The sequence below is a fragment of the Microvirga sesbaniae genome, assembly GCF_025460805.1.
Taxonomy (GTDB): domain Bacteria; phylum Pseudomonadota; class Alphaproteobacteria; order Rhizobiales; family Beijerinckiaceae; genus Microvirga; species Microvirga sesbaniae.
The window spans coordinates 468,319-491,081 of record NZ_JAMXFJ010000003.1; the positions used below are offsets into that span (position 1 = coordinate 468,319).

24 protein-coding genes and 1 pseudogene are annotated in these 22,763 nt (G+C 67.5%); 9 read left to right on the plus strand and 16 right to left on the minus strand.

Translation table 11 applies throughout. From position 1 onward, the window contains the following. Nucleotides 1–10 precede the first annotated feature (10 nt). The 4 genes from OCW50_RS07425 to OCW50_RS07440 are packed head-to-tail and all read left to right on the plus strand — an operon-like array spanning nucleotide 11 to nucleotide 3,387. Nucleotides 11–1,099, plus strand: coding sequence for a 4-oxalomesaconate tautomerase (locus OCW50_RS07425; RefSeq protein WP_373371323.1), 1,089 nt, complete (start codon nucleotides 11–13; stop codon nucleotides 1,097–1,099). A 25-nt stretch (nucleotides 1,100–1,124) separates the two neighbouring features. Next, a complete protein-coding gene (locus OCW50_RS07430; protein WP_262296987.1) occupies nucleotides 1,125–1,847 on the plus strand; it encodes a PIG-L deacetylase family protein in 723 nt (240 codons plus the stop codon). Beyond that, entirely contained in the window at nucleotides 1,844–2,536 is a 693-nt protein-coding gene (locus tag OCW50_RS07435) for a 4-carboxy-4-hydroxy-2-oxoadipate aldolase/oxaloacetate decarboxylase (protein ID WP_262296988.1), read from the plus strand. Before OCW50_RS07430 ends, OCW50_RS07435 begins: the two co-directional genes overlap by 4 nt. A 32-nt stretch (nucleotides 2,537–2,568) precedes the next feature. Further along, nucleotides 2,569–3,387, plus strand: coding sequence for a DUF1932 domain-containing protein (locus tag OCW50_RS07440; protein ID WP_262296989.1), 819 nt, complete (start codon nucleotides 2,569–2,571; stop codon nucleotides 3,385–3,387). Nucleotides 3,388–3,643: 256 nt separating this feature from the next. Here the strand turns inward: OCW50_RS07440 and pobA are convergent, their stop codons facing one another. After that, a complete protein-coding gene (pobA, locus tag OCW50_RS07445) occupies nucleotides 3,644–4,813 on the minus strand; it encodes a 4-hydroxybenzoate 3-monooxygenase (protein WP_262296990.1) in 1,170 nt (389 codons plus the stop codon). 145 nt (nucleotides 4,814–4,958) lie between these two features. Between pobA and OCW50_RS07450 the strand changes: the two genes are divergently transcribed. Together OCW50_RS07450 and OCW50_RS07455 are read left to right on the plus strand one after the other, a co-directional pair. Next, on the plus strand, nucleotides 4,959–5,852 hold the full coding sequence (locus OCW50_RS07450; RefSeq protein WP_262296991.1) for a helix-turn-helix domain-containing protein: 894 nt from the start codon (nucleotides 4,959–4,961) through the stop codon (nucleotides 5,850–5,852). Nucleotides 5,853–5,907: 55 nt separating this feature from the next. Then, nucleotides 5,908–6,075: a hypothetical protein gene (locus OCW50_RS07455; RefSeq protein ID WP_262273252.1), complete on the plus strand. Its 168-nt coding sequence runs from the start codon at nucleotides 5,908–5,910 to the stop codon at nucleotides 6,073–6,075. A 123-nt stretch (nucleotides 6,076–6,198) separates the two neighbouring features. On the opposite strand, the gene OCW50_RS07460 is transcribed toward OCW50_RS07455, so the two are convergent. The 13 genes from OCW50_RS07460 to OCW50_RS07520 form a co-directional block, all read right to left on the minus strand. Then, the gene (locus OCW50_RS07460; protein WP_262296992.1) at nucleotides 6,199–7,257 is read right to left on the minus strand and encodes a 3-carboxy-cis,cis-muconate cycloisomerase; all 1,059 of its coding nucleotides are present in this window, start codon (nucleotides 7,255–7,257) and stop codon (nucleotides 6,199–6,201) included. A gap of 16 nt (nucleotides 7,258–7,273) precedes the next feature. Beyond that, nucleotides 7,274–8,479, minus strand: a complete 1,206-nt coding sequence (gene pcaF, locus OCW50_RS07465; RefSeq protein WP_262296993.1) for a 3-oxoadipyl-CoA thiolase — start codon at nucleotides 8,477–8,479, stop codon at nucleotides 7,274–7,276. Between the two features lies 1 nt (nucleotide 8,480). Beyond that, a complete protein-coding gene (locus tag OCW50_RS07470) occupies nucleotides 8,481–9,269 on the minus strand; it encodes a CoA-transferase subunit beta (RefSeq protein WP_262296994.1) in 789 nt (262 codons plus the stop codon). Continuing rightward, nucleotides 9,266–10,117, minus strand: a complete 852-nt coding sequence (locus OCW50_RS07475) for a CoA transferase subunit A (RefSeq protein WP_262296995.1) — start codon at nucleotides 10,115–10,117, stop codon at nucleotides 9,266–9,268. Before OCW50_RS07475 ends, OCW50_RS07470 begins: the two co-directional genes overlap by 4 nt. Nucleotides 10,118–10,138: 21 nt before the next feature. Further along, nucleotides 10,139–10,765 (minus strand): protocatechuate 3,4-dioxygenase subunit alpha, encoded by a 627-nt coding sequence (pcaG, locus tag OCW50_RS07480; RefSeq protein ID WP_262296996.1) that lies wholly within the window; start codon nucleotides 10,763–10,765, stop codon nucleotides 10,139–10,141. Continuing rightward, on the minus strand, nucleotides 10,765–11,490 hold the full coding sequence (gene pcaH, locus OCW50_RS07485; RefSeq protein WP_262296997.1) for a protocatechuate 3,4-dioxygenase subunit beta: 726 nt from the start codon (nucleotides 11,488–11,490) through the stop codon (nucleotides 10,765–10,767). The genes pcaG and pcaH overlap by 1 nt, the downstream gene beginning before the upstream one ends. Next, entirely contained in the window at nucleotides 11,483–11,881 is a 399-nt protein-coding gene (gene pcaC / locus OCW50_RS07490) for a 4-carboxymuconolactone decarboxylase (RefSeq protein WP_262272492.1), read from the minus strand. Before pcaC ends, pcaH begins: the two co-directional genes overlap by 8 nt. A 31-nt stretch (nucleotides 11,882–11,912) precedes the next feature. Further along, on the minus strand, nucleotides 11,913–12,707 hold the full coding sequence (gene pcaD, locus OCW50_RS07495) for a 3-oxoadipate enol-lactonase (RefSeq protein WP_262296998.1): 795 nt from the start codon (nucleotides 12,705–12,707) through the stop codon (nucleotides 11,913–11,915). Nucleotides 12,708–12,715: 8 nt separating this feature from the next. Next, nucleotides 12,716–13,432 carry an ABC transporter ATP-binding protein gene (locus tag OCW50_RS07500; RefSeq protein WP_262272484.1) on the minus strand — a complete coding sequence of 239 codons (717 nt, stop codon included), beginning with the start codon at nucleotides 13,430–13,432 and terminating at the stop codon, nucleotides 12,716–12,718. Next, nucleotides 13,413–14,177, minus strand: coding sequence for an ABC transporter ATP-binding protein (locus tag OCW50_RS07505; protein ID WP_262296999.1), 765 nt, complete (start codon nucleotides 14,175–14,177; stop codon nucleotides 13,413–13,415). Before OCW50_RS07505 ends, OCW50_RS07500 begins: the two co-directional genes overlap by 20 nt. Beyond that, a complete protein-coding gene (locus OCW50_RS07510; RefSeq protein ID WP_373371324.1) occupies nucleotides 14,174–15,187 on the minus strand; it encodes a branched-chain amino acid ABC transporter permease in 1,014 nt (337 codons plus the stop codon). Before OCW50_RS07510 ends, OCW50_RS07505 begins: the two co-directional genes overlap by 4 nt. A 1-nt stretch (nucleotide 15,188) precedes the next feature. Then, nucleotides 15,189–16,052 (minus strand): branched-chain amino acid ABC transporter permease, encoded by an 864-nt coding sequence (locus OCW50_RS07515; protein ID WP_262297000.1) that lies wholly within the window; start codon nucleotides 16,050–16,052, stop codon nucleotides 15,189–15,191. Nucleotides 16,053–16,136: 84 nt separating this feature from the next. After that, nucleotides 16,137–17,312: an ABC transporter substrate-binding protein gene (locus OCW50_RS07520; protein ID WP_262297001.1), complete on the minus strand. Its 1,176-nt coding sequence runs from the start codon at nucleotides 17,310–17,312 to the stop codon at nucleotides 16,137–16,139. A 175-nt stretch (nucleotides 17,313–17,487) separates the two neighbouring features. Here OCW50_RS07520 and OCW50_RS07525 point away from each other — a divergent pair, with 175 nt between their 5' ends. After that, complete coding sequence (locus OCW50_RS07525; protein ID WP_262297002.1) at nucleotides 17,488–18,267, plus strand: IclR family transcriptional regulator; 780 nt, start codon at nucleotides 17,488–17,490, stop codon at nucleotides 18,265–18,267. Here OCW50_RS07525 and OCW50_RS07530 read toward each other — a convergent pair. Next, nucleotides 18,264–19,103, minus strand: coding sequence for a 3-oxoadipate:acetyl-CoA acetyltransferase (locus tag OCW50_RS07530; protein ID WP_262297003.1), 840 nt, complete (start codon nucleotides 19,101–19,103; stop codon nucleotides 18,264–18,266). The genes OCW50_RS07525 and OCW50_RS07530 overlap by 4 nt on opposite strands. 122 nt (nucleotides 19,104–19,225) lie before the next feature. Continuing rightward, nucleotides 19,226–19,372, minus strand: a pseudogene (locus OCW50_RS07535) (aldehyde dehydrogenase family protein); the annotation flags it as partial. A gap of 253 nt (nucleotides 19,373–19,625) precedes the next feature. On the opposite strand from OCW50_RS07535, the gene hemN reads away from it, so the two are divergent. Together hemN and ccoN are read left to right on the plus strand one after the other, a co-directional pair. Further along, the gene (gene hemN / locus OCW50_RS07540; protein WP_262297029.1) at nucleotides 19,626–20,975 is read left to right on the plus strand and encodes an oxygen-independent coproporphyrinogen III oxidase; all 1,350 of its coding nucleotides are present in this window, start codon (nucleotides 19,626–19,628) and stop codon (nucleotides 20,973–20,975) included. Between the two features lie 114 nt (nucleotides 20,976–21,089). Further along, nucleotides 21,090–22,754, plus strand: a complete 1,665-nt coding sequence (gene ccoN, locus OCW50_RS07545; protein WP_262297004.1) for a cytochrome-c oxidase, cbb3-type subunit I — start codon at nucleotides 21,090–21,092, stop codon at nucleotides 22,752–22,754. The last annotated feature ends 9 nt before the right edge of the window (nucleotides 22,755–22,763 follow it).

Consider the following 22,763-nt stretch of genomic DNA (forward strand, 5'->3'; position numbering starts at 1 on the left):
CATCCCCTGCATGATTCTTCGGGGCGGAACCTCGAAAGGCGCCTATTTCCTCGCTGAGGATCTTCCGTCCGATCCCGGACGGCGTGACGCGCTCCTTCTGTCGATCATGGGATCCCCGGATCCGCGCCAGATCGACGGCATGGGCGGCGCCCATCCGCTCACGAGCAAGATCGCCATCGTGTCGAAGTCGCAGCGTCCCGACTGCGACGTGGACTTTCTGTTCGGCCAGGTCGTGGTCGACAAGCCCAAGGTGGACGTCACGCCCAATTGCGGGAACATCCTGGCCGGCATCGGGCCGTTCGCCATCGAGCGCGGCCTCGTTCCCGTGCGGGGTCCGGTGACGCGGGTGCGCGTCCATACGGTGAATACCGGCACCATCGCGGAGCTCAGCGTGCAGACGCCCGACGGCCGCGTGGCCTACGGGGGCGACGCTCGCATCGACGGCGTGCCCGGCACCGCGGCGCCGATCGCCGTCGAGTTCCTGGACGCCGCGGGATCCGTCTGCGGCTCGCTGCTGCCCACGGGCAACGCCGTCGACCGGGTCGCCGGGATCGACGCGACCCTGATCGACAACGGCATGCCCGTGGTGGTGCTCGAAGCCGCCGCCGTCGGCCGGACGGGATACGAGCTGCGCGACGTGCTCGACAAGGACACGGAGCTGAAGGCCCGCCTCGAGGAGATCCGCCTGGAAGCCGGCCGGCTCATGGGGCTGGGCGACGTCTCGTCCAAGGTCGTGCCCAAGATGGCCCTGGTGGCGCCGCCGGCTGCCGGCGGGCATGTGTGCACCCGCAGCTTCATCCCCCACGAGTGCCATGCCTCGATCGGGGTCTTCGCGGCCGTCACGGTCGCGACCGCCTGCGTGCTGCCCGGATCGCCCGCGGCCCGGGTCGCAAAAATCCCGCCCGGGCGCGAGAAGACGCTGTCGGTCGAGCACCCGACGGGCGAGTTCAGCGTCGTGATCGAGGTCGGCGGAACCGAAGACAGCCCGGTGGTCGAGAAGGCGGGCCTGCTGCGCACCGCGCGCCTGCTCTTCGAGGGCCATGCCTTCGCGCACGAGGCCCTGGCCGAGGCCCTCGACGCGGGCCGGGACGCCGCCTGAATCAACGCTTCTTCTCGAGGACATCATGAGCACTGGAAAGACCGGACTTGTCGTCACCGCCCATCCTGGCGACTTCGTATGGCGCGCGGGCGGCGCCATCGCGCTCCATGCGAAGAAGGGCTATCGCGTGAAGATCGTCTGCCTGTCCTTCGGCGAGCGCGGCGAGAGCCAGTGGGCCTGGAAGAAGGCCGACGTATCGCTCGCCGACGTGAAGGCGCAGCGCCGCGAGGAGGCGGAGCGCGCCGCCGAGACGCTCGGGGCCGAAATCGAGTTCTTCGACGCCGGTGACTACCCGCTCCACACCACGCCCGAGATGCTCGACCGGCTCGTGGACGTCTACCGCGAGCTCAAGCCTTCCTTCGTGCTCACGCATTCCCTGGAGGACCCGTACAACGTGGACCATCCCGAGGCGACCCGCTTCGCCCAGGAGGCCCGCATCATCGCGCAGGCGGCCGGCCACAAGCCGAGCCCGGACCTCGCCTACAACGCCCCGCCGGTGTTCCTGTTCGAGCCGCACCAGCCCGAGCAGTGCAACTACAAGCCCAACGTGATCCTCAACATCGACGAGGTCTGGGAGACGAAGCGCAGGGCCTTCGAGATCCTGGCGGCCCAGAAGCACCTCTGGGAATACTATACCCGCGTGGCCCTGAACCGCGGCATGCAGGGCGGCCGCAACTCGGGCCGGGCCATGACCTACGGCGAGGCCTACCAGCGCATCTTCCCCCAGATCGTCGAGGAACTGGCATGAAGCCCGTCGTCGTCACCAACATTCCGCGCGTCGACCAGACCGTGGTCGACCGGCTCGCCGAACTCGGCACCGCGACCACCCATGAGGCGATGGGCCGGGTCGGCCTGATGAAGCCCTACATGCGGCCGATCTGGGCCGGCGCCCAGGTGGCCGGCAGCGCCGTGACGGTGCTGGCGCAGCCCGGCGACAACTGGATGATCCATGTGGCGGTCGAGCAGTGCAGGCCGGGCGACATCCTGGTCGTCGGCGTGACCACGGACAACACGGACGGGATGTTCGGCGACCTGCTGGCGACCTCCCTGAAGGCCCGCGGCGTGGTCGGCCTCGTGATCGATGCCGGCGTGCGCGACGTGAAGACCCTGACCGAGATGGGCTTTCCCGTGTGGTCCCGCGCTATTTCCGCGAAGGGCACCGTGAAGGCGACCCTCGGATCGGTGAACGTTCCGGTGGTCTGCGCCGGCGCTCTGGTGAAGCCCGGCGACCTAATCGTGGCCGACGACGACGGCGTCGTGGTGGTGCCGCGCCGGGAGGCCGAGGCCGTCGCGGCGGCCGGCGAGGCCCGTGTCGCCAACGAGGGATCGAAGCGCGAGACCCTCGCGTCCGGCGTTCTCGGCCTCGACCTCTACAAGATGCGCGAGCCGCTGGCGAAGGCGGGTCTCACCTATGTGGAATACAAGGACGAGGACTGACGGTCCCTGTCCCCTTCATGAGCGGTACACACATGAGCCTCGAGATCGCCTTCATCGGCTATGGAGAAGTCGGACAGATCTTTTCCCGCCAGCTCGCGGGAAAACGGGGCGTCGGGATCAGGGTCTACGACATCCTGTTCGACGATCTTGCGAAAGGCCCGGAGCTGCGTCGGCGGGCCTCCGAGGCGGGCATTCACGCCGCCGACGGCCCGGCGGATGCATGCCGCGGAGCCGACATCGTGATCTCCGCCGTCACGGCGGATTCGGCCGTTGCGGCGGCCGAGCAGGTCGCGCCGCATCTTCATCCGTCGCAGATCTATGTCGACCTCAATTCCGTGTCGCCCGCCACCAAGGAGCGCGTGGCAAAGCCCGTGCGGGACCGGGGCGCGGCTTTCGTCGAGTTCGCCGTGATGGCACCCGTGAAGGAGCCGGGACTCGCCGTTCCGATCCTCAGCGGCGGCGAAAGAGCCGAGGAGGTTTCGGCCCGGCTCAACGATCTCGGCATGAGGATCACCCCGGTGAGCACCGGGATCGGAACGGCCTCGGCCACGAAACTGTGCCGTAGCATCGTGATCAAGGGCATGGAGGCCCTGATGGTCGACTTCACGCTGGCCTCCGAGAAGGCCGGCGTCATGCCGGCCGTCCTGGCCAGCCTGACGGCCTCCTATCCCGGCATGGACTGGGAGAGTCTCGCCAGGACCATGATGTCCCGCGTGCGCCAGCACGGGATCCGGCGCGCGGCGGAGATGCGCGAGGCGAGTCGCATGATCGACGAGCTCGGCCTCGACGGGTCCCTGGCGAGCGCCATCGCGGACCGTCACGAGAGCTTCGCCAAGGCCGGCAAGACGTAGGTCACACCCTCTCACGTCATGGCCGGCCGTGTGCCGGCCATCCCGATCCGGTGGGGCGCCGCGCTCTTCCGATCGGGATCACCGGGACAAGCCCGGTGATGACGTGGAGGGTGAACACCCGGTCCGGCATTGACACCCTCCACACGTCATGGCCGGCCCTGTGCCGGCCATCCCGATAAGGTGGAGCGCAGCGCCTCAAGGCATCGGGATCACCGGAACGAGTCCGGCGAGGGAAAGGACATTCCCGGCACGGATGCTAGAGCGGCAGCCCCGTGTAGTTCTCCGCCAGGGACCGGGCGGCCGCGTCCGAACTTCTGAGATAGTCGAACTCCGCGCGCTGGATCCGGCGGCTGAAGGCGTCGGTCTCGGGGAAGGTGTGCAGGATCGAGGTCATCCACCAGGAGAACCGCTCGGCCTTCCAGATCCGCGAGAGCACGCGCGCGGAATAGCCGTCGATCCCCGCGGCTGATCGCTCAGCGTAGAACTCGACGAGAGCCTCGGCCAGGGCCCCGACATCGCTCGCCGCGAGGTTCAGCCCCTTGGCCCCGGTGGGCGGCACGATATGGGCGGCGTCGCCGGCCAGGAAGAGACGGCCGAAGCGGAGCGGCTCGGCCACGAAGCTCCTCAGGGGAGCGACGGATTTCTCGATGGACGGACCGGTCACCAGATGGTCGGCGGTCTCCTGATCGACCCGGCGGCGCAACTCGTCCCAGAACCGGTCGTCCGACCATTCCTCCACCTTCTCGTCCGCCGGCACCTGGACGTAGTAGCGGCTGCGGCTGTGCGACCGCATGGAGCAGAGGGCGAAGCCCCTGGCGTGATGCGCATAGATCAGCTCCTCGGCGACCGGCGGCCTGTCGACCAGGATGCCGAGCCAGCCGAAGGGATAGACCCGCTCGAAGGTGCGGATCGCTCTCTCCGGCACGCTGGCCCGCGCCACTCCGTGATAGCCGTCGCACCCGGTGATGAAGTCGCAGGCGATCTCGTGCTCGACGCCGTCCTTGACGTAGCGCACGCTCGGACGGTCGCCGTCGAAGCCGTGGAGCGACACGTTCTCGGCTTCATAGATCGTGGTCGCGCCCGAGGCCTCGCGGGCCTGCATCAGGTCGCGGGTCACCTCCGTCTGCCCGTAGACGGTCACCGTCCTGCCGATCAGGGCGCGGAAGTCGAAGCGGTGCCTGTCGCCATCGAAGCAGAACTCCACGCCGTCATGGACGAGCCCGTCCGCATGCAGCCGCTCGCCGACGCCGGCCTTGTCCAGGAGTTCGACCGTGCCCTGTTCGAGGACGCCGGCGCGGATGCGCCCGAGCACGTAATCCTGGCTGCGTCGTTCCAGGATGACGGTGTCGACCCCGGCCTTCTCCAGAAGGCGTCCCAGCAGGAGCCCGGCGGGTCCCGCCCCGATGATGGCGACCTTGGTCTGCATGACCGAATTCCTCCGCGACGGCGGCCGTGGCCGCCTTGTTCATGGGGTCGAAGAATGAACTCCGACCGCCCAACGGCCAATAGACAAAGCGCGCATAGGATTGGACATTCCGAACATTCGACGACGCGGAACGGATCGACCAGACGTGGCCATTGCCGACATCCCAACCTATGCGCTCTATGGAGAAACCGGCGAGGACCCGGCGTCGGACTGGATCCATTGCGAGACCATTCAGGTCCGCAGCCGCTTGCACAATTATCGGATCCTGCCGCATCGGCACGAGCGGCTGTTCCAGATCCTTCACCTGGCTGCCGGCACGGCCGAGGTCGCGATCGACGGCCGGAGCACGGACATGACCGGTCCTGCCCTCGTGGCCCTGCCGCCGATGACCGTCCACGGCTACGCGTTCTCACCGGACGTGGAGGGAGCGGTTTTGACGCTGTTCGACACCCGCCTGTCCCAGATCCTCGCGGACATGCCCGGCATCCGGGAGACCTGCCGGTCCGTTCAGGCGGTCGACCTCGGCGGCCATGAGGAGATCGGCCGCGCGCTGAGCCACGACATCGCGGCTCTCGCGGGGGAGTTCGCCGGCCGCGCTCCGGGCCGCTCCGAGGCGATCCAGGCCCGGCTGATGCTGGTCCTGATCGCGCTCCATCGCCTGCAGGGCTCCGCGGCGGCTCCCGGCCGCCATGGGGCAGGGAGCCCCGCCCTTCGACACGCCCTGCGCTTCCGGGAACTCGTCGACCGGGATTTCCGCAGCCACCAGCCGATCGACGCCTATGCCCGCAGGCTCGGCCTGACGGCGCCCCATCTCAACCGCATCTGCCGGGAGCATCTCGGCGACACCGCGCTCGGCATCGTGCACCAGCGGATCATCCTCGAGGCGAAGCGATACCTGACCTTCACGGGCTTGAGCGCCATGGAGATCGCGCTGGCCCTCGCCTTCGACGACCCGGCCTATTTCGCGCGCTTCTTCAAGCAGAGGACCGGGCTTGCGCCCCTCGCCTTCCGGGCCCGGCAGCAGAGCGCCATGGCCTGACCTCCATCAAGAACCCGCGCAGGACCCCGGCGTTACTCACCGAAGGAGCCAGCTCATGTCGGATAATGATCGGAAGAATCCCGGGGACGAGGACGTGCCGGGCGCCAGGCAGACCGGAGAGAACATCTGCCCCACCTGCGACGGGTCCGGCAGCATCGGGCAGAAGCCGTGCCCGGATTGCGGCGGCTCCGGCCGGGTGACCGTGATCGTCGGCGACGCATGACGGAGGTCAGGTCTAGAGCATCGGAGGTGAAAAGTGGACCCGGTTTTCCGTCCGATGCTCTCATTCAAGAGGAAAGCATCGGATGGATCCCGAAAGTGCAAGTCCACTTTTGGGTCCGATGCTTTAGACGGCCTTGGAGGGAGCGATGGTCAGCCCCGCGATCATTTCCCGGGTCCTGCTCAGGGCTGCGGCCGTTGAGATCACCATGGGCGGCAGCACCATCCATTCGAGCGTCCAGGCCGCTCCCGAGCGCTCGCCCTCGTGGACCAGAGCCTGATGCAGGGTGCCGAGCATCCCGGCGTTGAAGCGGGCGAGCGTCACCAGCACCTCGGCGGGCACCGGATTCGACTTGTGGGCCATGGCCGACGAGCCTCCGCCCGTGGCGAGTTTCACTTCGCCGACCTCGTTCTGCGCCATCAGGGCCACGTCCTGCCCGAGCTTGCCGAGGGTGCCGGTCAGCAGGGACAGGAATGAGCCGAACTCGCCGATCCGGTCGCGCTGGGAATGCCAGGACGGGGCGAGGCCGAGGCACAGGATCCCGGCCATGGCGTCGGCGACGGCGTCGCCGTGCCCCTTCAGCTCGCCGCGGGTCCCGATCGGGCCGCCGAGCTGAACGACAAGGAGGCGCGGGGCGAGGTCCTGCAGGGCCTCCCTGTGACGCTCCAGGGGCTGGAGCCAGGTGTCGATCTTGTCGGCCGCCGTGAATGGAAGCGCCTGCTGCATCCGGGTATGCGCCATGAGGCGCACGGCGCCGTCCCGGCGCCTCAGGCCGTCGAGGGACTGGATCAGCGTGTCGAGGCGCTCTCCGAGGACCGCGATGACGGTCTTCAGGCGCAGGACCAGGGCGGTGTCGATGATGTCCTGGCTGGTCGCTCCCAGGTGAACGGCTTTCGCGTGCGGCTCACCCACCGCGGCCCGCAGCTGCTTGACGAACTCGGGAACGATCACGCCGTCGCGGGCGAGGCCCTCCGCGAGTTTGCCCCAGTCCGGCTGAAAGGCGCCGCAGACTTCGGCGATCCGGCGCGCCGCGTCGTTACCGATCAAGCCGACCTTCGCCTCGGCCTCAGCCAGGGCGGCTTCGACCCGCAGCATGGCCGCGAGCTCGGCTCCGTTGGAGAAGAACGCCTCCACCGCCTCGTCGCCGACGAGGGCCTGCAGGACGGGACGGGGGAGCGTCTGCATCGTCACGAACCTCGCGTCAGACCGCCTCGAGGGCGACGGCGATGCCCTGCCCGACGCCGATGCACATGGTGGCGAGCGCACGCCTCTTGCCCGTGAGCTTCAGCTCCAGGGCGGCCGTGCCGGTGATGCGGGCGCCGGACATGCCGAGCGGATGGCCGAGCGCGATGGCGCCGCCGTTCGGGTTCACATGCTCCGCATCCTCAGGGATGCCCAGCTCGCGCAGCACCGCGATGCCCTGGCTGGCGAAGGCTTCGTTCAGTTCCACCACGTCGAAATCGGTTGGCGCGAGGCCGAGGCGCGCGCAGAGTTTTTTCGTGGCTGGCGCCGGGCCGATCCCCATGATGCGCGGCGCGACGCCGGCCGTAGCGCCGCCGAGAACGCGGGCGATGGGCTCCAGCCCGAACTTGCGGACCGCGTCCTCCGAGGCAACGATCAGGGCCGCCGCGCCGTCATTGACGCCGGAGGCGTTGCCGGCCGTCACGGTGCCGTCCTTGCGGAACGGCGTCGGGAGCTTCGCCAGCTGCTCGAGGGTGGTGTCGCCGCGGGGATGCTCGTCCCGGTCGACCACGACCGGATCGCCCTTTCGCTTCGGGATCGTGACCGGGACGATCTCCAGGGCGAGGCGCCCGTTCTCCTGGGCGGCGGCCGCCTTCTTCTGCGAGCGCAGGGCGAAGGCGTCCTGATCCTGGCGCGAGACGTTGAAATCCGCCGCCACGTTCTCGCCGGTCTCCGGCATGGAATCGACGCCGTACTGGCTCTTGATCAGCGGGTTGATGAAGCGCCAACCGATAGTGGTGTCGTAGATCTCGGCGTTGCGCGAGAAGGCCGTATCGGCCTTCGGCATCACGAAGGGCGCGCGCGACATGGATTCGACCCCGCCCGCGATCATGATCTCGGCCTCGCCCGCCTTGATGGCGCGGGCCGCCGCGATGACCGCGTCCATGCCCGAGCCGCAGAGGCGGTTCATGGTGGTTCCGGGGATCACGCCGGGCAGTCCCGCCAGCAGCACGGCCATGCGGGCCACGTTGCGGTTGTCCTCGCCGGCCTGGTTGGCGCAGCCGTAGATCACGTCGTCCACGGCCTCGAAATCGAGGTTCGGCAGGCGCTCGCGCAGCGCCTTCAGGGGCACGGCCGCGAGGTCGTCGGCACGGACGCCGGACAGGGAGCCGCCATAGCGGCCGATGGGCGTGCGCACATAGGCGCAGATATAGGCTTCACGCATCTCAAGTCCCCTTCTTGCCGCCGTGAGCTCTCTCGGTCCGGGCCTGAAGCTCGCGCAGGGTGGTGAGTTCGAGGTCGGTCGGCGGAGGCGTCTCCTCGAGACGCTCGGAGAATCGCACCCTCCAGCCGCAGGTTTCCTGCACCATATCCCGGGTCACGCCGCGATGCATCGACACCACGGTGAATTCCTTGGTCTCCGGGTCGGGCTTCCAGAGCGCCAGATCCGTGATCAGGAGCGTCGGGCCCTTCGTGGTGATGCCGAGCCGCTCGCGGTGGTTGCCGCCCTCGCCGTGGCCGAACGAGGTATAGAAGTCGATTTTTTCCACCATGCCGCGGGTCGCCTGCTTCATGGTGATGAACACCTCCTTGCAGGAGGTGGCGATCTCCGGCGCGCCGCCGCCGCCGGGCAGGCGCACCTTGGGCTTGCGGTAGTCGCCGATCACCGTGGTGTTGATGTTGCCGAAGCGGTCGAGCTGGGCGGCCCCGAGGAACCCGATGGAGATGCGCCCGCCCTGGAGCCAGTAGCGGAACATCTCGGGCACCGAGACGGTCGTCACGGCGGTCTCGCACAACTCGCCGTCTCCGATGGAGAGCGGGAGCACGCTCGGCGCCGTGCCGATGGTGCCGCTCTCGTAGATGAGGGTGATGTCTGGCGCATGGGTGAGCCGCGCCACGTTGCATGCGGCGGACGGCGCGCCGATGCCCACGAAGCAGACGTCGTCGTTGGAGAGCGCCCGGGCCGCCGCGATGGTCATCATCTCGTTGGGCGTGAAATCCGACAGGCTGGTCATTCGTGCAATCCCTTCACGCGCTGGGCGAACACCTCGGGACCCCGGTCGAGCACGTTCTCCTTCATCCAGGCGGTGAAGAGATCGCGGTCGGCGGAGATCTTGTCCCATTCGAGATAGGCGGCGTTGTCGCGGTCGTAATAGCCGTGGGTATAGGACGGATGCGCCCCGCCCGGCACCTGCGCGATGGACGTGACGGTCCAGTGCGGCAGCACGCAGAGGTTCGGGTGAAGGTCGTCGAAATCCTCCACGATCTCCTCGACCGTCACGACGGAGCGCCTGGCCGCGAGCACGGCCTCCTTCTGCACGCCGGTGATGCCCTCCACCAGCACGTCCCCGCGCCGGCTCGCCTTCTGGGCATGGATGACGGCGACATCCGGGCGGTGCGCCGGCACGGCCGCAAGCTCCTCGCCGGTGAACGGGCACGTGATGCTCCGGATTGCGGGGTTGACCTCCTTCAGGCCCGCCCCGCGATAGCCGCGGAACACCGCGCAGGGAAGGCCCGCCGCGCCCGCCTCGTAGGCGTTGGCCATGGCGGCATGGCTGTGCTCCACGGTCTCGATGGCGCGCGGCCAGCCGTTCTCGATGGCGTCGCGCATGCGGCGCAGCAGGCCGACGCCGGGATTGCCCGCATAGGAGAAGATCACCTTCTTCACCAGACCCATGCCGATCATCTGGTCGTAGATGATGTCCGGGGTCATGCGGATGAGGGTGAGGTCCCCGATCCCCTGGCGGATCACCTCGTGGGCGGCCGCGTGGGGGATCAGGTGGGTGAACCCTTCGAAGGCGACCGTGTCGCCCTCGCGCAGGTTCTCGGCAACGGCCTCCTTGAGGCTCTGGAACTTGGCCATGCTATGCTCTCGGGTCGTCGGTCAGATGTCGAAGAACACGGTTTCCTTCTCACCCTGGAGATGGATGTCGAAGGTGTAGGCCGGCATTCCGTTCTCCTCGCCGCGGGTGGCGATCAGGGTGGGAATCCGGTTCCTGCGGGCGATCTGGGCGAGCACCGGGCATTCCGCGTTGGCCGCCTCCTCGTCGGAGAAGTACAGGCGCGTGTGCAGCCCGATATTGATGCCGCGCGCCACGATCCACACCGTGATGTGCGGCGCCATCATCCGCCCGTCCCGGAACGGCACGCGTCCCGGCTTGACCGTCTCGAAGCGGTATTCGCCCGTGGTGCCGTCGCAGGGCTGGCGGCCCCAGCCGACGAAGTTCGGATCGGCCTTGCCGCGGGTCTCCTCGGGGCTGTTGTAGAGCCCTTCGGCATCCGCCTGCCAGATCTCCACCAGGGCATCGCGCAGGACGTCGCCGGCGCCGTCGAAGATGCGGCCCTTGACGATGATGCGCTCGCCCTTGGTCTCGGGGCCCACCAGCACCAGCCCCAGATCCTCGTTCCAGACGCCGGTGATCTCGACCCAGTTCGGGTTCGTGCCGATATGCACGTAGGGCCCCGCCGTCTGCGAGGGCGATTCTTTCAGGAAATCGAGCTTCTGAACCATCAGTTCCCCTCCATCCGGTTCTCGAACATGGTCGAGCGGCGGCCGCGCAGGACGATGTCGAACTTGTAGGCGAGCGAGTCCATCGGCAGGGTGTTCTGCCGGTCGAGCGCCGCGATGAGCTGCTCGACGGCGGCCCTGTCGGGCACCGTCATGGCGATCGGATCCTGCCAGATCATCGGGTCGCCCTCGAAATACATCTGGGTGATCAGGCGCTGCGCAAAGGCATGGCCGAACACCGAGAAGTGAATGTGCGCCGGGCGCCAGTCGTTCACCCCGTTCGGCCACGGATAGGCACCGGGCTTGATGGTGCGGAACCAGTAGCGCCCCTCCTCGTCGGTGATCATGCGGCCGCAGCCGCCGAAGTTCGGGTCGATGGCCGCGAGATAGGTTTCCTTCTTGTGGCGGTAGCGCCCGCCGGCATTGGCCTGCCAGAACTCCACCAGGGCGCCGGGCACCGGACGGGCGTTCTCGTCGAGCACGCGGCCGTAGACCACGATGCGCTGCCCGATGGCCTCGCCGGTCTTGGCGTAGTTGCGGATGAGGTCGTTGTCCAAGGGGCCGATCTTGGAATGCCCGAACACCGGACCGGTCGATTCCGACAGGGTGTTCTCGAGCGAGATCAGCGGCTGCTGCGGCGAGCGCAGAACCGAGGTCTTGTAGGACGGCGTGAAGGCCGGCGGATGCCAGGTCCGGTCACGCTGGAAATACTGGCCGTTGTCACTCATGCTGGCTCCTCCCGGATCCGTCCTCTTGTGTGTTTCCCGAAGCGGCGTCCATGTCCGCGAAGGTCTTCTTGACGATCTTGATGGCGTGGTTCGCCGCCGGCACGCCGGCATAGACGGCCACGTGCAGCAGCGCCTCCTTGATGTCCTCCTTGGTGGCGCCCGTGTTGCGGGTGGCGCGCACATGCATGGCGACCTCGTCGTCCTGCCCGAGCGCCGCGAGCAGCGCGATGGTCACGATGGATCGCTCCCGCTTCGTGAAGCCGGGGCGCGACCACACCGTGCCCCAGGCGCCTTCGGTGATGAAGGTCTGGAAATCGGCGTCGAACTCCGTCATCTGCGCGCTCGCCCGGTCCACATGCGCGTCGCCGAGCACCTCGCGGCGCACCGCCATGCCGGCCTTGTAGCGCTCGCTCCGTTCCTGTTCAGACAAGTCCCGCCTCCTGAAGATGATGGCCGATGAGCCGCGACAGCGCGGCCGGCTGCTCGACGCAGGGGATGTGCCCTGCCCCGTCGATGAGCGCGAAGCGCGCGCCCGGAATGAGGTCCGCCGTGCCCTTGACCACGTCCGCCGGGGTCGACCCGTCCTGGTCGCCAGCGACGCAGAGCGTCGGCGCGGCGATCCGGCCCGCGTCGGGCCGCAGGTCCGCGTCGCGGATCGCCGCGCAGGTGCCCGCATAGCCGTGATCGGGCGTGCGGACCAGCATGTTGCGCCAGCCCGCGACCTCGTCCGCACGCGTCTCGCGGAACAAAGGCGTGAACCAGCGCTGGAGCACGGCGTCGGCGATGGGCTCGATGCCGCCGTCTTCGACCGCGGTGATGCGCTCGGCCCAGCTCTCCGGCGTGCCGATCTTCGCGGCCGTGCAGCAGAGCACGAGCGCCCGGACGCGCTCGGAAGCCCGCACGGCGATGCGCTGGCCGATCATGCCGCCGACCGAGAGGCCGACGAAGGCGGCCCGGTCGAGTCCCAGATGGTCGAGAAGCGCGATCAGGTCGTCCGTGTGATCGTCGATCGTGTAGGGCGCGGGCGGCGCGTCCGAGAGCCCGTGCCCGCGCTTGTCGTACAGGATGATCCGGTACCTGTCCGCGAAAGCCGGCACGACGTCCTGCCAGATGCGCACGTCGCTGCCGAGAGAGTTGACGAAGACGAGCGCCGGCCCGTCGGACCGCCCGAGTTCCTGGACGTGCAGAACGATTCCGTTGACGCGTGTGAAAGCCATTCCCAACCTCAATGCAGCGAGCCGACGCCGATATAGTGCTCGACCAGGTTCTGGTCGGCGCGCAGGGCCTCGCTCGTCCCCTGCCAGGCGATGCGACCGCGCTCCAGGATCAGGACCGATTCCGCGAAATCCAGCGCGCTCTCGAGCCGCTGCTCGACGAGCAGGATCGTCATCTCGCCGCTGGAAGCAAGCCGCGTGAAGGCCGCCATGAGCTCCTCGCAGATCACCGGCGCCAGCCCCTCCAGCGGCTCGTCGAGGAGCAGGACGGACGGGCGGCCCAGGATGGTGCGCGCGGTCGAGAGCATCTGCTGCTCGCCGCCCGACAGCTGCCAGCCCAGATTGTTGCGCCGCTCGTGCAGGCGCGGGAACATGTCGTAGGCTTCCTGGATGACGCTGCGCGGCCGGTCCTTGACCCCGACGATCAGGTTCTCCTCCACGGTGAGCGAGCGGAAGATGTCGCGGGTCTGCGGCACGAGGCCGATGCCCCGGCGCGCCCGCTCGGAACTCTTGAGCGACGACACGTCGGCGCCGCCGATCAGGATCTCGCCGCCGTAGCGGCGGTTCATGCCCATCAGGGTCGAGAGCAGCGTCGTCTTGCCCATGCCGTTGCGGCCGAGAATGGACAGTCGCGCCCCGGACGGTACGGAGAAGGAGACGTCCTCCAGGACGATCGTCGGGCCGTAGCCCGCGCTCAATCCGCGGACCTCAAGCGACGCTGCGGGCATGGGCATAGTTCCCCAGATAGGCTTCACGGACCCGGTCGTCGGCGGCGACCTCGGACGGCAGGCCCTCGAAGATGATCTCGCCCGCCGCCAGCACGACCACGCGCCGGGCGAAGCGGAAGACGAGATCCATGTCGTGCTCGATCATCAGCACGGCGAGGCTCGGCGGCAGGCGCTCCAGCGCCTGCTCGATCCTGGGCGTGTCGCTCGACGGGACGCCGGCGGCCGGCTCGTCGAGCAGCAGCACCTTCGGCCGAAGCGCCAGCGCGATGCCGATCTCCAGAAGCCGCTGCTGGCCGTAGGCGATCTCGCCGACCCTGCGGCGGGCCACGTCGAGCAGGCCGAGCGTCGAGAGAATGCCCTCCACCTCGCCGGCCACGTCGGAATGGCCCGTGAAGCGGCTCAGGATGCGGCGCGCCTTGCCTTCCCGCTGGAGCACGGTGAGCGTCACATGCTCCTCCGGGGTCAGCTCGGAGAAGAGGCGCGTCACCTGGAAGGTGCGCACCAGTCCCTTGCGCACCCGCCGCACGGCTCCGAGGCCGGTGACGTCCTCGCCCGCGAGGACGACGCGCCCGGCGCTCGGACGGATCTGCCCCGTCACCAGATTGACGAAGGTGGTCTTGCCGGCGCCGTTCGGGCCGATCAGGGCCAGCCGCTCGCCCGCCGGCATCGACAGCGAAATGTTGCGGCTGACCGCGAGGCCGCCGAAATTCTTGGTCAGTCCCTCGACGCGGAACAGGTCGCTCATGGGCGCCCTCCCTTGCTGCGCCTGGCCGATCGGGTGATCGTCTCGAGAACGCCGCTCAGCCCGCCGGGCGCCGCCAGCACCACGGCGATCAGCAGGGCTCCCACCATGGTCATCCAGTGGAACGGGTTGATGGCCGACACGATGTGCTCGAACCCCATGAAGATCACCGTGCCCACGAGAGCGCCGTAGAGCGAGCCGAGACCGCCGAGCACGAGCATGACCAGGGCATTGGCCGAGAGCTCGAAGCTGACGCTGTCGAGGCCGACCACCTGGGTGGAGATCGCCGCGAGAGCCCCGCCCATGCCGGCCACCGCGCCGGAGATCACGAACATCTTCAACAGCACCGGGAACACGAAGGACCCCATGGCGCGGATGCGGATTGGGTCCTGCTTGATGCCCCGGCAGAGCATGCCGAAGGGCGACGACACGATGAATTTCAGGACGACGAACACGACGACCAGCAGGGCGAGCCCGAAGAGATAGGCGGTCTGGCCCCAGAGGTCGAACTCGAACAGGCCGAAGAGCGGGCTCACCGTCAGGCCCGCGAGCCCGTCGCTGCCGCCCGTATAGGCCGAGGCCTTGTTGGCCGCTTCGTGGAAGAGCTGGACGATGGCGATGGACAGGACGAGCTGCGCCAGCCCGTGGGCGCGCAGCATGATCGTGCCCATGAGAAGGCCCGCCGCCGCCCCGGCGACCGCCCCGATGACGATCAGGGTCAGGGGCTCGGTGACGCCGTTCACGCAGGCGATTCCCGCCGCGTAGGCGCCCGCCCCGAAGAGCGAGGCCTGTCCCAGCGAGGCCACGCCGCAATAGCCCGTGATGAGGTCGAGCGAGAGGACGAGGAGCGCCACCGCGATGACCCGGGTCAGGAGGGCCAGGTTGTCGGGGAACAGCCAGTAGCCCGCGAGGCCCGCCGCGACGATCAGGGCGAGGCCGATCGCGTCCCGCAGCCACCGGTTTCCGACGGAAGACGGCGCTGGAACTCTCTGTGCTTGAGCGACGACCTGCACGTTACTGGGCCCTTCCGAAGAAGCCGCGCGGGAACACGCACACGATGGCGATCACGGCGGCATAGAAGAAGAAGTTGCCGAATTCGGGCATCAGGTAGCGCCCGGTCGTGTCCACCGCGCCGAGCAGAAGGCAGGCGGCGACCGCCCCGGGGATCGACCCGGCTCCGCCGACCGACACCACGACCAGGAAGGTCACCATGTAGCGCAGCGCGTAATAGGGCTCGATGGGCAGGAACTCCGCGCCCACCACGCCGCCGAGGGCCGCGAGCCCGATGGCGATGGCGAAGCTGACGGCATAGACCACCTGCGTGCGCACGCCCAGCGCGTCGGCCATGGCGGCGTTGTCCACGGTGGCCCGCAGCTTGATTCCGAAATCGGTCTTTTCGATCAGGTACCAGAGCCCGCCGGCCACGACGACGCCGCAGGCCATCACGAAGAGCCTGTGGGCGGCAATCGTCTTGAAGCCCACATCCACCGGCTGGCTCAGGCTGCCGGGGAGCGGGATGGTCTTCAGGGTCGGGCCGAAGAAGTAGTTGGTGATGCCGATGACGCAGAAGGTGATGCCGATGGTCATCAGCACCTGGGTCAGCTCGGGCCGGCCGTAGATCCGGCGGTAGAGCAGGCGCTCCAGGGGAATGGAGATGACGACCGTGCCGACGATCGCCAGGAAGATCGCGGCCGCGTAGCCGAGCCCGAGATCGCGCGCCGCGTATGAGGCGATGTAGCCGGCGATCATCGCGAAGGCGCCATGGGCCAGGTTCACCACCCGCATTAGCCCCATCGTGAGCGACAGGCCGATGCAGATGATGAAGAGGGCCATGCCGTAGGCAAAGGCGTCGATCGCGATGCTGAGGACGGTCTGCATGGATGATCCCGGGCGCGCGGCTGATCGGTTGAGCGGAAGACGCGGCATGGGGGCGCCGCGTCTTCGAGAGTGCGAGCCGCCCGATTACTGGGTGGCGAGGCCAGGATCCTTCTGGTTCGGGAAGGTCTGGATCTCCTTGTTATAGGTCTTGCCGTCCGGACCCTTCACGACCTCGCGGAGATAGATGTTCTCCGTGATGTGCCGGGTCTCGGCGTCGATGCTCACCGGGCCGCGGGGGCTCGTCCAGGACAAGCCCTTCACCGCGTCCACGGCCTTCTGGGCGTCCTGCTTGCCGTCCGTCGCCTCGATCATCTTGTAGATCACGTGCATGCCGTCATAGGCGCCGACCGACGGGAAAGAGAGCTGGTCGGCCCCGCCGACCGCCTTGGTGGCGGCCTCGACGAACTTCTTGTTCTCGGGACTGTCGTGCGACACCGCGTAATGGAACGTGGTGAGAAGGCCGACCGCACCGTCGCCGAGCGCGGGAAGATCCGATTCCTGCGTGAGGTCGCCCGGCGCGAAGAACTTGATGCCGGCCTGCTTCAGGCCGGTCTCGTTATAGGCCTTCACGAAGCCCAGCGTCGTGGGGCCGGACGGCAGGAAGGCGAACACTGCCTCGGCGCCGGAATCGCGCACGCGCTGCATGATCGGGCTGAAATCGGTGGTGTTGAGCGGCATCCGGATGGCTTCCACCACTTGGCCGCCGGCGGCTTCGAACGCCTTCTTGAAGGCCGCTTCCGCATCGACGCCGGGGCCATAATCGCTCACCGCCGAGATCACCTTCTTGACGCCGCGCTCGGTGGCGATCTTGCCCGAGGGCGAGGTCGTCTGGGCGGTCGTGAACGAGGTGCGCACCACCAGAGGAGACTGGGTCATGATGGCGGACGTCGCGGCGTTGAAGATCACGAGCGGCGTGTTCGCCTGCTTGAGTAGGGGCGTGATCGCCATGGCGTCGGGCGTGAAGTACACGCCGCCGAGATACTGCACCTTCTCCTTCACCACCAGCTCCTGCGCCAGGGCGCGGGACTGGGCGGGGTTCGCCGCCGGGAGATCGCGGTAGATCACCTCGATGTCGTGGCCTTTCACGGACTTGCCGTTGAGCGCCATGTAGGCCTCGACGCCGGCCTGGAAGTTCTTGCCCTGGAGCGCGAAGGGGCCCGAGAACGGGCCGATGATGCCGACCTTGATCGTGTCGGCCATGGCCGAACCTGTCAGCAGGGCCCCGATGGCGGCCCCGAGAATTGCCTTGGAAACCTTCATTCCGTTCCTCCCTCTGAGCCGCCCGATCTCGTTGTCCAGGATCGCGGTCCTCTCATCCTATCGTCTAGCCGCTTGTGCGCATTGCGAACATTGAAAGCTATATCGCACATGTAGTACGGTTTGCCCTGGGGGTGTCAAGGCTACCAAAGTTCACCATACCCCTTCGGAGAGAGCGATGCAGGGTGCGGACATCGAAGATCAGGGCAGCGACCGGGACTTCGTGGCCAGTCTCGAAAAGGGCCTCCTCGTGATCGAGGCCTTCGATGCCAGCCGGCCCCGCCTGACCCTGTCCGACGTGTCGAAGCTGACCGGGATCACCCGCGCGGCGGCGCGGCGCTACCTCCTCACGCTGACCCGGCTGAACTACGCGAATTTCGACGGGCGCTACTTCTCCCTGAGCCCCCGCATCCTGCGGCTCGGCTACGCCTATCTCTCGTCCGCGTCCCTCTCGACCCGGGTGCAGCCCTTTCTCGAGCAGATCTCCGAGGCGACGGGCGAATCCAGTTCCGCCGCGATCCTCGACGGCGACGACATCGTCTACATCGCCCGTTCGGCCACCCGCCGCATCATGTCCATCGGCCTGGGGGTCGGCAGCCGCCTCCCCGCCTATTGCACCTCCCTGGGCCGGGCGATCCTGGCCTACCAACCCGAGGCGGCGATCGACGCCTATCTCGGGCGCGTCCGCCTGGAGGCGAGGACGCCGAAGACCCTCACCGACAAGGCCGCGTTCCGGGCCGTCCTCGAGGCCACCCGCTCACAAGGCTACGCCCTCGTGAACGAGGAACTCGAATTCGGCCTGCGCTCCATCGCCGTGCCGGTGGTCCAGAAGAACGGCCAGGTGACGATCGCGCTCAACCTCAGCGCCCAGGCCGGGCGCGTCTCGGCGGACGAGATGCGCGAGCGCTTCCTACCGTCGCTGAGCGCCGCGAGCGAGACCCTGCGCTACATGCTTTAGGCCGCCGAGACGGGCCTGCACCCCAGCAGAGCCCGCGCCTCCTCGGGCGTCGCGACGCGGTGGCCGTGCCGCTCGACGGCGAGCACCGCGTGCTCGACGAGCTCGGCATTGCTGGAGGCGAGCCGCTCCCTCGTGATGCGGATGTTGTCCTCGAGGCCGGTCCGGACCGCGTCCGCGCCTCGCGCGAGCGCCCAGCCCATGACCGCGGCCTGATGGCGCCCGATGCCGGCTGCCGTCCAGGTGCAGTTCGGGAACAGGTGCTTGGCTTCCCTGAGCAGGATGTCGAGCAGGCGCTCCTCCGCCGGAAGCGCATTCTGGATTCCCATGACGAACTGGATATGCGGCTGATCGTCGACGAGCCCCTTGTCGGCGAGCCGCCTGGCCGCATGAAGATGGGACAGGTCGAAGACCTCGATCTCCGGGCGGATGCCGAGCGCCATCATCTTGCCCGCCATCTCCTCCACCAGAACCGTGTGGTTCTCGTACACGATGGTGGGAAAGTTCACCGAACCCGTCGACAGCGAGGCCATATCGGGACGAAGCCCGAGGGCGGAGCTGCGCTGGGCCGGATCGCGGCCCCGGCCGCCGGTCGAGAACTGGATGATCATGCCCGGGCAGTGCCGGACCACACCCGCTTGGACGGCCGCGAAGCGCTCCGGATCGGACGAGGGCGTCTCGTCGTCGTTGCGGACATGGATGTGCACGAGCGTGGCGCCCGCCTCGTAGGCCTGACGGGTCGACTCGATCTGCTCGTCCGGGGTGATCGGCACCGCCGGATTGTCCTTCCTGCGCGGGACCGATCCCGTGATCGCAACGGCAATGATGACCGGCCTCACGACTGCCCTCCTGACGGCGCCCGGGATGAAAGAGCCTCATGGCACTTAGGGCGCCGCGCAGGGCAAGCGAGCCGGGCAGGCGAAAGTTCCACGCGACGATCTGGGAAACGCCGCAGGCGTCCTCAGATCGGGAAATGCTTCGGACCGGTCTCGATGGTGATCCAGCCCAGCTCGGTGAACTCGGCGATGCCGGCCTTGCCGCCGAACCGGCCGCAGCCGCTCGCCTTCACGCCGCCGAACGGCATCTGGGCCTCGCCGCTTGAAGGTGGCGCCGTTGGAGGCGGCCAAGTCCCGGCCGTCGGTGAGAAGGTTGACGTCCGTCATGTCTGCTGCTCGGCCATCGGTCGATAGAACACCGAGATGGCGCGGACGGCTCCGCGTTCGAGACGCACCGCGGAGGCCCGGGGACGCCCGCTCCGGATGGGAGATCCATCGCATGCGCAATTGGTATCCCGTTCCAGGGACTTGCCAGCTTTGATCCAGGTCAAAGCGGATCGCGGAGCTTCCATGCAAGCTTCCACCATGACCCCTGATCTCATTGCCCGATACGACCAGCGCGTCCCGCGCTATACCAGCTATCCCACCGCACCCCACTTCAAGCCGGATATCACCGACCGTACCTATGGCTCCTGGCTCGCCGAGCTGGAGCAGAACCAGCCCCTGTCGCTGTACCTGCACGTGCCGTTCTGCGCGGAACTCTGCCTCTATTGCGGCTGCAACACCGCCGTGACCCGCAGCTACAAGGCCATCGCGGCCTATGTGGAGTGCCTGGAGCGGGAGATCGAGATCGTGGCGCGCTGCCTGCCCGGCCGCATGGCGGTATCCCACATCCATTGGGGCGGAGGAACGCCGACGATCCTTTCCCCGGGCGATCTGGAGCGCATTTCCCGGCGGCTGGGAAGTGCCTTCGACATCCGGCCCGAGGCCGAGATCGCCGTCGAGATCGACCCGAGAACTATCACGCCGGAGCACGTTCACGCCCTTGCGGCGGCCGGGCTTGGCCGCGCGAGCCTGGGCGTCCAGGATTTCGACCCCAAGGTGCAGGAGACCATCCGGCGGGTGCAGTCGTTCGAACAGACGGCGCAGGTTGCTGCGTGGCTGCGCCAGGCCGGCGTGAGCGGCCTGAACCTGGACCTGATGTATGGCCTGCCGTTCCAGAGCATCGCGAGCGTCAGGCGTTCCGTGGAGCTTGCACTGCGGCTCGATCCCGACCGCATCGCCTTGTTCGGATACGCCCATGTCCCCTGGATGAAGCGCCATCAGGCCCTCCTGCCCGAGGCGGCGCTCCCCGATGCGGTGGCGCGCGTCGAGCAGCGCGAGGCCGCGGCCGATGCCTTCATTCGCGCAGGCTATGTCCAGATCGGGATCGATCACTTCGCTCGGCCCGACGATCCCATGGCGATCCGTCACCGGGCCGGACGCCTCCACCGCAACTTCCAGGGCTACACCACCGACGAAGCGGAAGCCCTGATCGGCTTCGGCACCTCGGCGATCGGGTCGTTACCGCAGGGCTACGTCCAGAATGCGCCGACGACGGTCGCGTACCGGGAGGCGATCCTGGCCGGCAGGCTTCCCATCGTGCGCGGGGCGGCGTTGTCCGAGGATGACCGCCTGCGCCGGACGATTATCGAGCGCCTGATGTGCGATTTCTCCGTGGATCTGCATGGACTTGCATCGGAGTTTCACCGCAACGCCGCGGATTTCCGCCATGAGATCGCAACCATCGACGAACTGGCCGCGGATGGGCTCGTTGTCCGCGACGGACTGACGCTGACGATCCCGGACGAGGGCCGGGCGCTCGTCCGGACCGTCTGCGCCGTGTTCGATCGATATCTCGAGAACGGCGCCCAACGTCACTCCCGGGCTCTGTAAGGCACCGTCCGGGCCTTTGATCTGCATCAATGCCCCTTCCCGGCCCTCCCCGTAAACGACTCTCCTGACGGCGAAGCTCACGGCCTCGCCGATACTCTCAAAAGGTCGAAGCCTATGGCTCAAGCGGCAGCACCCTCAAAAGGAATGACCTTCGGCGAGATGGGCTCTGCCCTTGCCTTCGCCGGCCTGGCACTCCTCAGCATCATCATCGCGGCGAAGGCCTATACGCCGGAATACGCCTTTCATGCCTATCTTTTCGCAGCGGCCAGCGTTGCCGCCGTGTTCGCCATCGTGAACCGCTTTTACGAGCGGCCCGCCGAACGGCCGCCGCTGACCTTCGGCGGCAAGCCGAACTACAACATGGGCCCGGTCAAATTCGCCACGATCGCTTCCGTGTTCTGGGGCATTGCGGGTTTCACCATCGGGTTGCTGATCGCCCTTCAGCTCGCCTTTCCGGCGCTCAACTTCGACACGGCCTGGCTGTCCTTCGGCCGGATGCGGCCGCTGCACACCTCGGCGGTGATCTTCGCGTTCGGAGGCAACGTCCTGATCGCCAGCTCGTTCTATGTCGTGCAGCGCACCTGCCGGGCCCGGATGGTCGGCGACATCGCTCCCTGGTTCGTGGTGCTGGGCTACAATTTCTTCATCGTTATCGCCGGAACGGGATACCTGCTCGGCATCACCCAGGGCAAGGAATATGCCGAGCCCGAATGGTACGCGGACCTCTTCCTCACGGTCGTGTGGGTGACCTATTTCCTGGTGTTCCTCGGCACGGTCATGCGCCGGAAGGAGCCCCACATCTATGTGGCGAACTGGTTCTATCTCGCCTTCATCCTGACCATTGCGGTCCTGCATCTGGGCAACAACGCCGCCATCCCCGTCTCCCTCTTCTCGCCCAAGAGCTATATCGTATGGTCGGGCGTGCAGGATGCTCTGGTGCAGTGGTGGTACGGCCATAACGCGGTCGGCTTCTTCCTCACTGCCGGCTTCCTTGCCATCATGTACTACTTCATCCCGAAGCGGGCCGAGCGGCCGGTCTATTCCTACCGCCTTTCGATCATTCACTTCTGGTCGCTGATCTTCATGTACATCTGGGCAGGTCCCCATCACCTGCACTACACCGCCCTTCCCGACTGGGCGCAGACCCTGGGCATGGTCTTCTCGGTCATGCTGTGGATGCCCTCCTGGGGTGGCATGATCAACGGTCTGATGACGCTCTCGGGCGCCTGGGACAAGCTGCGCACCGATCCGGTCCTGCGTCTCATGGTGGTGTCGGTGGCCTTCTACGGCATGGCGACGTTCGAGGGACCGCTCATGTCCGTGAAAGCCGTGAACTCCCTGTCCCACTACACCGACTGGACCATCGGCCATGTCCATGCCGGAGCGCTCGGCTGGGTCGCCTACATCTCCTTCGGGGCGATCTACTGCCTCGTTCCCTGGCTGTGGAACAAGAAGGCGCTCTACTCCATGAAGGCGGTGTCCTGGCACTTCTGGATCTCGACCCTCGGCATCGTCCTGTACATCTCGTCGATGTGGGTGGCAGGCATCCTCCAGGGCCTGATGTGGCGTGCCTACACCAGCCTCGGCTTCCTCGAATACTCCTTCATCGAGACGGTGGAAGCGATGAACCCCTTCTATGTCATCCGTGCGCTCGGCGGTGCCTTCTTCGTGGCCGGCAGCCTGATCATGGCCTGGAACGTCTGGAAGACGATCTCGGTCGGAGAGGCGGTCGAGGAAGCCCCTCGGGCCATGCAGCCCGCGCTCATTGCCGCGGAATAAAGGAAACGG

What these genes read in the sequence shown, in the direction of transcription:
- OCW50_RS07425 (WP_373371323.1), top strand. Translation starts at nt 11, where the DNA reads ATGATTCTTCGGGGCGGAACCTCGAAAGGCGCCTATTTCCTCGCTGAG.
- OCW50_RS07430 (WP_262296987.1), top strand. Translation starts at nt 1,125, where the DNA reads ATGAGCACTGGAAAGACCGGACTTGTCGTCACCGCCCATCCTGGCGAC.
- OCW50_RS07435 (WP_262296988.1), top strand. Translation starts at nt 1,844, where the DNA reads ATGAAGCCCGTCGTCGTCACCAACATTCCGCGCGTCGACCAGACCGTG.
- OCW50_RS07440 (WP_262296989.1), top strand. Translation starts at nt 2,569, where the DNA reads ATGAGCCTCGAGATCGCCTTCATCGGCTATGGAGAAGTCGGACAGATC.
- pobA (WP_262296990.1), bottom strand. Translation starts at nt 4,813, where the DNA reads ATGCAGACCAAGGTCGCCATCATCGGGGCGGGACCCGCCGGGCTCCTG.
- OCW50_RS07455 (WP_262273252.1), top strand. Translation starts at nt 5,908, where the DNA reads ATGTCGGATAATGATCGGAAGAATCCCGGGGACGAGGACGTGCCGGGC.
- OCW50_RS07460 (WP_262296992.1), bottom strand. Translation starts at nt 7,257, where the DNA reads ATGCAGACGCTCCCCCGTCCCGTCCTGCAGGCCCTCGTCGGCGACGAG.
- pcaF (WP_262296993.1), bottom strand. Translation starts at nt 8,479, where the DNA reads ATGCGTGAAGCCTATATCTGCGCCTATGTGCGCACGCCCATCGGCCGC.
- OCW50_RS07470 (WP_262296994.1), bottom strand. Translation starts at nt 9,269, where the DNA reads ATGACCAGCCTGTCGGATTTCACGCCCAACGAGATGATGACCATCGCG.
- OCW50_RS07475 (WP_262296995.1), bottom strand. Translation starts at nt 10,117, where the DNA reads ATGGCCAAGTTCCAGAGCCTCAAGGAGGCCGTTGCCGAGAACCTGCGC.
- pcaG (WP_262296996.1), bottom strand. Translation starts at nt 10,765, where the DNA reads ATGGTTCAGAAGCTCGATTTCCTGAAAGAATCGCCCTCGCAGACGGCG.
- pcaH (WP_262296997.1), bottom strand. Translation starts at nt 11,490, where the DNA reads ATGAGTGACAACGGCCAGTATTTCCAGCGTGACCGGACCTGGCATCCG.
- pcaC (WP_262272492.1), bottom strand. Translation starts at nt 11,881, where the DNA reads ATGGCGGTGCGCCGCGAGGTGCTCGGCGACGCGCATGTGGACCGGGCG.
- pcaD (WP_262296998.1), bottom strand. Translation starts at nt 12,707, where the DNA reads ATGGCTTTCACACGCGTCAACGGAATCGTTCTGCACGTCCAGGAACTC.
- OCW50_RS07500 (WP_262272484.1), bottom strand. Translation starts at nt 13,432, where the DNA reads ATGCCCGCAGCGTCGCTTGAGGTCCGCGGATTGAGCGCGGGCTACGGC.
- OCW50_RS07505 (WP_262296999.1), bottom strand. Translation starts at nt 14,177, where the DNA reads ATGAGCGACCTGTTCCGCGTCGAGGGACTGACCAAGAATTTCGGCGGC.
- OCW50_RS07515 (WP_262297000.1), bottom strand. Translation starts at nt 16,052, where the DNA reads ATGCAGACCGTCCTCAGCATCGCGATCGACGCCTTTGCCTACGGCATG.
- OCW50_RS07520 (WP_262297001.1), bottom strand. Translation starts at nt 17,312, where the DNA reads ATGAAGGTTTCCAAGGCAATTCTCGGGGCCGCCATCGGGGCCCTGCTG.
- OCW50_RS07525 (WP_262297002.1), top strand. Translation starts at nt 17,488, where the DNA reads ATGCAGGGTGCGGACATCGAAGATCAGGGCAGCGACCGGGACTTCGTG.
- hemN (WP_262297029.1), top strand. Translation starts at nt 19,626, where the DNA reads ATGACCCCTGATCTCATTGCCCGATACGACCAGCGCGTCCCGCGCTAT.
- ccoN (WP_262297004.1), top strand. Translation starts at nt 21,090, where the DNA reads ATGGCTCAAGCGGCAGCACCCTCAAAAGGAATGACCTTCGGCGAGATG.